We start from the raw sequence: 7,067 nt of genomic DNA, 5'->3' as shown, positions 1-7,067 counted from the left end.
GCGAAACGAAAACACTGCGTTTGCCACAAGACCGCGTGTTCGAGGATACAGAACCTCGTTTGGCGGATGTGGATCTCGACGGTGACAACGAGGTGATCGTTGTTGAATCCAGCCAGAGCCAGGGCGCGCGCTTGGCGATTTATGATGAAAATGGCTTGGTCGCCGCAACCCACTACATCGGTCAACGAAATCGTTGGCTCGCGCCAGTTGGTGCGGGCGATATGGACGGCGATGGGTTTGTCGAAATCGCCTACGTTGATCGGCCCCATTTGGCTAAAACGCTGAGAGTTTGGCGCTTTGAGGCAGGGCACCTCACACAAGTGGGTGAGCTTGCGGGTGTCACAAACCATCGTATCGGCGAAGATTTCATCTCTGGCGGTTTGCGCGATTGCGATGGAACGCCAGAAATGATCGTCATGAGCGCCAATTGGTCAAAGGTGATCGCAGCGACATTTAAAAACGCGCAAATCTCTACCCAAGAGATCGGCCCGTATTCTGGCTATCAGTCTGCGATTGACGCATTAGCGTGCGAGTGAGCGGCGGCGCTTAAAGCGCGCGCCAGCCGATATCGCGGCGGAAGAAGCCACCAGGCCAATCAATCGCATCAACCATTTCATAAGCACGCTTGTGCGCCTCTGCCAACGTTGCGCCGCGCGCAGTGACGTTCAGAACACGCCCACCCGTTGCGACGATAGCACCGTCTTTGGCCGCTGTGCCTGCATGGAACACCATGTTGAAACTATCTGCTTCGATCGCGTCTAGGCCGCCGATGACAGACCCTTTTTTGTAGGACCCCGGATAGCCGTTCGCCGCCATGACAACCGTCATTGCGTGATCGTCGGCCCAATTAACTTGCGTTTCAGCCAGTTTTTCTTCGGCAGTTGCCAGAAGCAAATCAAGCGCCTGACCACCAAGACGCATCATCAGCACCTGACATTCCGGATCACCAAAGCGCGCGTTGTATTCCACAAGGCGCGGCGCACCGTCCTTAATCATAAGGCCCGCATAAAGAACGCCTTGATACGGCATGCCTCTCTTGGCCATTTCAGCCACGCAAGGCTTGATGATCTCAGTCATCGCGCGTTCAGCGATTGCATCGCTGAGGACGGGGGCAGGGGAGTAAGCGCCCATACCGCCCGTGTTCGGACCGGTATCGCCTTCGCCGACGCGCTTGTGATCTTGCGCGGTGCCTATGGACAGAACATCCTTACCGTCACACAGGATGAAGAAGGACGCTTCTTCGCCGTCCATGAATTCCTCGATCACGACCTCTGCACCCGCGCCGCCAAAGGCACCGCCGAACATATCGTCCACGGCGTTCAAGGCCTCATCAAGTTTCATCGCGACAACAACGCCTTTGCCTGCCGCAAGTCCATCTGCCTTAACCACGATTGGCGCGCCTTGCTCGCGAATGTAGGCTTTGGCGCTCTCGGCATCGGTGAAGTGACCATAGCCCGCTGTCGGCGCGTTCGCGGCATCGCAAATTTCTTTGGTGAAGGCTTTTGACGCTTCCAACTGCGCCGCATCCTTGGAGGGGCCAAAGACCAGAAAACCAGCCGCGCGCAGATCGTCGGACACGCCAGCAGCCAGCGGCGCTTCTGGACCTACGATCACAAAATCAATGGCCTCTGCTTCTGCGAAAGCAACAACGCTTGCGCCATCTTCGATATTCAAATCCGCGCAATCGGCGATTTTGGCAATGCCTGCATTTCCCGGCGCAACAATCAGCTTATCGCATTTGGGGTTCTGCATCACAGCCCAAGCCAGCGCATGTTCGCGGCCACCGCCACCGAGGATAAGAATATTCATTGAGGTCTCCTAGAATGAGTCGCGTTCGAGGTCTTGGACTTCCTTGCCGCGCGTTCTAATCTCACCTCAAGGGATGCACAAGCGAGGCACGATGTCTGATTTACTCGACGACCCACGAGAGGGCGCAAATGAGCCTGAATTTACCGTCTCGGAGATATCCAGCGCGGTAAAACGCACGATTGAAGGCACGTTTGATCATGTGCGGATTCGCGGCGAGGTGGGCCGCGTTGTGCACGCGCGTTCGGGGCATCTGTATTTCGACATCAAAGATGAACGATCCGTTCTGGGCTGCACGGCTTGGAAAGGACAGGTCGCCCGCCTGACCGTGATGCCCGAAGAGGGGATGGAGATCATCGCTACGGGTCGGCTAACCACGTTTCCGGGCCAATCCAAATATCAGATGAACGTGCAGGACGTCGCCGTTGCAGGCGAAGGCGCGTTGATGGCGATGCTGGAGAAGCGCAAGAAAAAGTTGGCGGCAGAGGGGCTGTTTGATACCTCACTCAAGCAAGATTTGCCGTTCCTGCCCGAAGTCATCGGCGTTGTTACATCGCCAACAGGCGCGGTCATTCGCGATATCCTGCATCGTTTAAGGGATCGGTTCCCGCGCAAAGTTCTGATTTGGCCCGTCGCTGTACAAGGCGAGCGATGTGCACCCGAAGTCACCCGCGCCATTGAAGGCTTCAACGCGTTCACACCCGGTGGCGCTTTGCCGCGCCCAGACTTGATCATCGTCGCGCGCGGCGGCGGCTCAATCGAAGACCTCTGGGGATTTAATGAAGAAAACGTCGCGCGCGCGGCGGCTGCCTCGCAAATCCCGCTGATTTCTGCGGTCGGCCATGAAACTGATACGACACTGATCGATTTCGCCTCTGACCTGCGTGCACCCACACCAACTGCAGCAGCTGAGCACGCCGTGCCTGTGCGCGCCGAACTCCTTGCGCGTTTGGAAGAAACGGAAAGTCGCCGCCTCAGCGCCATGCGCAACGCGCTCAACTATCGCGGCGAAAAGCTGCGCGATCTGAGCCGTGCGTTGCCGCGATCAGATGCATTGATGGCAGGGGCGCAGCAACGTCTTGATCTGGCTTCTGCGCGTTTGCCCGTCGCGTTGACCTCTCGCGTGGATCGCGGTCGCGTCAAGCTTGGTGAAGCGTCTGGTGCGCTGCGCCCGTCCTTGCTTAAGCGCACGTTGCAAAACTCGGCGGAGCGCGTTCAAGATCGCGGCGCCCGTCTTGCGCCCGCTTTGGAACGTCGTCGCACCGCCGCGTCCAGTGATTTTGCCAAGATTGCGCAACGTTTCGACGCGCTATCGCTCACACCGCAGATAGAGCGCCGTGCTGACGATCTAAACAAAGTGATGCATCGTTTCAAACAGGCTGCTGATGTGGCGCAAATCCAACGTGCACGCAAGCTGGAAGCCCTTGATCGCTTACGTCTTACGCTCGGCTATAAAGCAACGCTTGACCGCGGTTATGCTGTGGTGCGGGGACCAGAGGGCGGTGTGCTTACCTCTCGAAAGGATGCAAAGAAACACGCAAATTTAGACATTGAATTCGGGGATGGCGTTCTGAACATTGGTGGGGCGGGCGCGTCTAAACCGAGCAAAGCTGCACCTCCAAAGGCGAAACCATCGCCTGACGATCAAGGGTCACTCTTTTAGACGCCGACATCAGGACCAATGCAGTGCATTGGTTCATCGGTTTGCTGCGCCTCATAAAGTTCACTGGTCTCACCGTCTCCTAAGTAAGTTGCGGTGAGCCCGCGCGAAGACAATTCAAACTCCCAACACTGTGGGTCGGGGCGATCCTCGTAAACAAAACAAATCGCGCCATTTTCCGGATACCATTCGCCGCTTTTGCAAATTCCATCCAAAAATGACCATTCCACGCGGCGACCCGGTAAATAGCGTTCCGCGCCATAGGTTTCGCCGTTTTCGTTGAAATAGAGCGTTTTCCCCTGCGTATAGGCCTCAAACGCGTCGCCGCTCATCGGGGCGGCACTCAAAGGCGCGCCAATCAGCGATGCCAACAAGGGTAGGACGAACTTCATATGTGCACTCCTTTAAAGCGCTAAGGGGACAGGCTAGCGACAACGCGGATTTCAACCAAGGCTCCGGCACGGCGCAGTCCCGCGACTTCAACGGCGGTCCAAGCAAGAAATGGATCGCTCACAAACTCGCATCGAATGTCGTTGAACAGATCAAAATGCTCATGAATGCCAACATGATAGCTGGTCATCTCAACAATCGCGTCATGAGAAAGATCCGCTTCGCCCAAGACCGCGCCAATCTTTTCAAAGGCATGTCTGAACTGATCTTCTGCTGTCTTCGGCATTGTGCCATCTGGCAAACTGCCGGTGATCCCAGTGAGGAAAACATGATCGCCAGAGACGATTCCGGGGGAGACTTTGACAAGCTTGGCCTGCTCTTCTGATCCGGGTGGGAAGATCGCGGTCTTTGTCACGGCGGCGCCTCTTGGGGGTCAGATCATTGGTGGATAGGCCCAATTTGGGCATGAATGCCTTTACTTTCAATCCTGCAGCCCTTCCAAATCAATGCAATCGTCTTTAGGTGAGACGCATTAGCGGAGTTCTGCCCATGGCGTTTTTCAAAAAGCTTAAAGACAAACTGTTCAAATCTTCTTCGAAATTGGAAGAAGGGTTAGATGCGATTGTCAGTGATGGCGGCGAGGTCGAGACCGTCGCGCCTGCACCTGAAGAGGCACGCGTTGCTCAAGAGGCTGCGCCTAAACCAATCGCCGAACCCGAAGTGGTTGTATCTGAACCCGTCGCGCCAAGTGTTGAACCTGAAGTCGCGCCAATTCCAGAGCCTGTGGTTGAAGCAACGCCAGAACCTGAGCCCGCTCCAGAACCCGTTCTTGAGCCAGAAACGCCCAAAGTTGAGCCGATAGCGTCTGTTGAACCTGTCGTCGCCCCCAAGGCTGAACCAGAAGTCCAAGCAGAAAAGCCCGGCTTGCTGGGCCGCCTCATGGGACGCTCTACGCCCAAAACCGTCACGCGACGTGTGCTCGATGATGACATGCTGGAGCAGTTGGAAGAGCTGTTGATCGCCTCTGATATGGGTGTGGATACGGCTTTGCGCGTCACAGCCAACATGGCCGAGGGGCGCATTGGGCGCAAACTCTCCACCGATGAAATCAAGAACCTGTTGTCGGCCGAAATTGCCCGCATCATGGAACCTGTTGCGAAACCGTTACCAATCTACCCGAACAAACCCCAAGTGGTCTTGGTCGTTGGCGTAAATGGCTCGGGCAAAACGACGACCATCGGGAAACTCGCCAGCCAATTCCGTGCTGCGGGCAAGAAGGTGGTGATCGCAGCGGGCGATACCTTCCGCGCGGCGGCGGTTGAACAGCTTCAGGTTTGGGGCGAGCGCGCAGGCGTACCTGTCCTCGTTGCCCCCGAAGGATCCGATCCGGCAAGCCTTGCCTTCGATGCGATGACGCAGGCCGAAGCCGATGGCGCTGATCTTTTGATGATCGATACTGCGGGTCGCTTGCAAAACCGCGCCGATTTGATGGAAGAGCTGTCCAAAATCGTCCGCGTGATCCGCAAGAAAGACCCGAGCGCGCCGCATAACACCTTGCTCGTGCTTGATGCGACCACCGGTCAAAACGCGCTGAACCAAGTGGAAACCTTCCAAAAGCTTGCCGATGTCTCTGGCCTTGTGATGACCAAACTCGATGGCACCGCAAAAGGCGGCGTGCTTGTCGCGCTTGCAGATAAGTTTGGCCTGCCAATCCACGCAATCGGCGTTGGTGAGCAAATCGATGATCTTGATGCCTTCGATCCCGAAGACTTCGCAAACGCGCTCACAGGGCGCACTGTTTGATCTTCATCTTTCCAAATAAACTTCGGGGGTTCGGGGGCTGGCCCCCGTATGCCCTTCAATGACGCTCTCCGAATGGTTCATCTCGCTGGAAGGCACCGAAGCAGGGCATCGCTTTGCCCTTATTCTCGCAGTTAGCGCTGCCTTCCTGCACGCGGTCTTTGGCGCGCTGCAAAAGGGCCGCCATGACCCTTGGCTCAGTCGCGGCGCGATAGATGCGAGCTATGGCCTTATGGCTGCGCCTTTTGCGCTTTTCGTCGTGCCATGGCCCGAGCCGCACATGTGGATTCTCTTTGTTGGCGTCTTCATTATCCATGTCGGATATAAACTGCTGCAGGCTTTTACCTACACCAAAGGCGCCTACACGGTTGTCTATCCAATCGTGCGCGGCACTGGACCTCTGTTTACGGTTTTCGGCGCTTATCTACTCTTCGGCGAGACGTTTAACCCGATGCAATGGTTCGGTGTTCTGGTGCTGCTCAGCGGTATCTTTGGGCTGGCGCTGTATAACTATCTCTATCTTGTGACGGACCGCGCAACGCTGATCCCAGCATTGTGGCTGGCACTTGCGACGGGACTGTTTGTAGCGCTTTACACAACCTACGATGCCTACGGCATCCGCGCGACAGCCGATCCTTTTACGTTCCTCGCGTGGTTCTTCTTTATCGACGGGCTGTTCATGCCACCCATCGCCTACCTGCGTTATCGCCGGATGGAAAACCCACCTGCGCTGGCCCCTTTGGCGCTGCGCGGTATCATCGGAGCCTTTGTCGCATTTGCGTCATTTGGCTCTATCATGCTGGCCACACGCCTTGACAAGGTGGGCGAAGCCGCCATTTTGCGCGAGACATCCACGGTCTTTGCCGCCCTCATTGGCTGGCTGGTCCTGAAAGAAACAGTAGGCCCGCGCCGCGTTGCGCTTATGGCCCTGATCGCCCTTGGAGCGGTCATCGTAGAATTTGCAGGCTAATGGCCTAGAAGGAGCCTGATGTGGCACAAGAAAAAGATATCAATCCGATCTTGAAACAGGTGTTGGAGCTTGGTCCGACGATCTTGTTCTTCCTGCTCTATCTGCGGATGCGTGACAACACGTACACGCTTGGCGGCACGGAATATTCCGGCTTTATCGTTGCGACGATTGCCTTCGTTCCAATCTTGCTCGTCGGTATGGGCGCGCTTTGGTATCTGACCGGGAAACTCAGCCGAATGCAGATTTTCACCGCCTTTATGGTGATCTTCTTTGGCGGCCTGACAGCCTATTTCAACGACGAACGTTTCTTCAAAATGAAGACAACGTTGGTCTATGGATTCTTCGCGGTCATTCTCAGCATCGGCTTGGTGCAGGGCAAAAGCTATCTTGCTTTTGTGTTGTCCGACGCGGTGCCTATGGCGCAAGAAGGTTGGATGATCC

Annotated in this window: 8 protein-coding genes; 5 read left to right on the top strand and 3 right to left on the bottom strand. The window is 56.1% G+C overall.

Annotation, left to right across the window (positions count from 1 at the left end):
• On the top strand, positions 1–536 hold a 536-nt coding region (locus ABJQ89_RS07660; RefSeq protein WP_348495662.1), incomplete at its 5' end, for a VCBS repeat-containing protein.
• 10 nt (positions 537–546) lie between these two features.
• Here ABJQ89_RS07660 and purD read toward each other — a convergent pair.
• The gene (purD, locus tag ABJQ89_RS07655; RefSeq protein ID WP_348495661.1) at positions 547–1,809 is read right to left on the bottom strand and encodes a phosphoribosylamine--glycine ligase; all 1,263 of its coding nucleotides are present in this window, start codon (positions 1,807–1,809) and stop codon (positions 547–549) included.
• A gap of 91 nt (positions 1,810–1,900) precedes the next feature.
• Here purD and xseA point away from each other — a divergent pair, with 91 nt between their 5' ends.
• The gene (gene xseA, locus ABJQ89_RS07650) at positions 1,901–3,469 is read left to right on the top strand and encodes an exodeoxyribonuclease VII large subunit (RefSeq protein WP_348495660.1); all 1,569 of its coding nucleotides are present in this window, start codon (positions 1,901–1,903) and stop codon (positions 3,467–3,469) included.
• Here xseA and ABJQ89_RS07645 read toward each other — a convergent pair.
• Positions 3,466–3,858, bottom strand: coding sequence for a hypothetical protein (locus ABJQ89_RS07645; RefSeq protein WP_348495659.1), 393 nt, complete (start codon positions 3,856–3,858; stop codon positions 3,466–3,468). The two genes, xseA and ABJQ89_RS07645, sit on opposite strands and share 4 nt — an antisense overlap.
• Positions 3,859–3,878: 20 nt before the next feature.
• Positions 3,879–4,271, bottom strand: coding sequence for a RidA family protein (locus tag ABJQ89_RS07640; protein ID WP_348495658.1), 393 nt, complete (start codon positions 4,269–4,271; stop codon positions 3,879–3,881).
• Positions 4,272–4,405: 134 nt separating this feature from the next.
• Between ABJQ89_RS07640 and ftsY the strand changes: the two genes are divergently transcribed.
• The 3 genes from ftsY to ABJQ89_RS07625 form a co-directional block, all read left to right on the top strand.
• Positions 4,406–5,659 (top strand): signal recognition particle-docking protein FtsY, encoded by a 1,254-nt coding sequence (gene ftsY / locus ABJQ89_RS07635; RefSeq protein WP_348495657.1) that lies wholly within the window; start codon positions 4,406–4,408, stop codon positions 5,657–5,659.
• Between the two features lie 58 nt (positions 5,660–5,717).
• Entirely contained in the window at positions 5,718–6,626 is a 909-nt protein-coding gene (locus ABJQ89_RS07630; RefSeq protein ID WP_348495656.1) for a DMT family transporter, read from the top strand.
• A 20-nt stretch (positions 6,627–6,646) separates the two neighbouring features.
• On the top strand, positions 6,647–7,067 hold a 421-nt coding region (locus tag ABJQ89_RS07625), incomplete at its 3' end, for a septation protein IspZ (protein WP_348495655.1).

Origin of the sequence: Planktotalea sp. (genome assembly GCF_039984035.1) — a bacterium.
Taxonomy (GTDB): Bacteria; Pseudomonadota; Alphaproteobacteria; order Rhodobacterales; family Rhodobacteraceae; genus Planktotalea.
This window is presented reverse-complemented; position numbering and strand designations above follow the sequence as displayed.

Excerpts from the sequence above, each read along its gene's own strand:
- ftsY (WP_348495657.1), top strand. The coding sequence starts at position 4,406 with ATGGCGTTTTTCAAAAAGCTTAAAGACAAACTGTTCAAATCTTCTTCG.
- xseA (WP_348495660.1), top strand. The coding sequence starts at position 1,901 with ATGTCTGATTTACTCGACGACCCACGAGAGGGCGCAAATGAGCCTGAA.
- purD (WP_348495661.1), bottom strand. The coding sequence starts at position 1,809 with ATGAATATTCTTATCCTCGGTGGCGGTGGCCGCGAACATGCGCTGGCT.
- ABJQ89_RS07645 (WP_348495659.1), bottom strand. The coding sequence starts at position 3,858 with ATGAAGTTCGTCCTACCCTTGTTGGCATCGCTGATTGGCGCGCCTTTG.
- ABJQ89_RS07630 (WP_348495656.1), top strand. The coding sequence starts at position 5,718 with ATGACGCTCTCCGAATGGTTCATCTCGCTGGAAGGCACCGAAGCAGGG.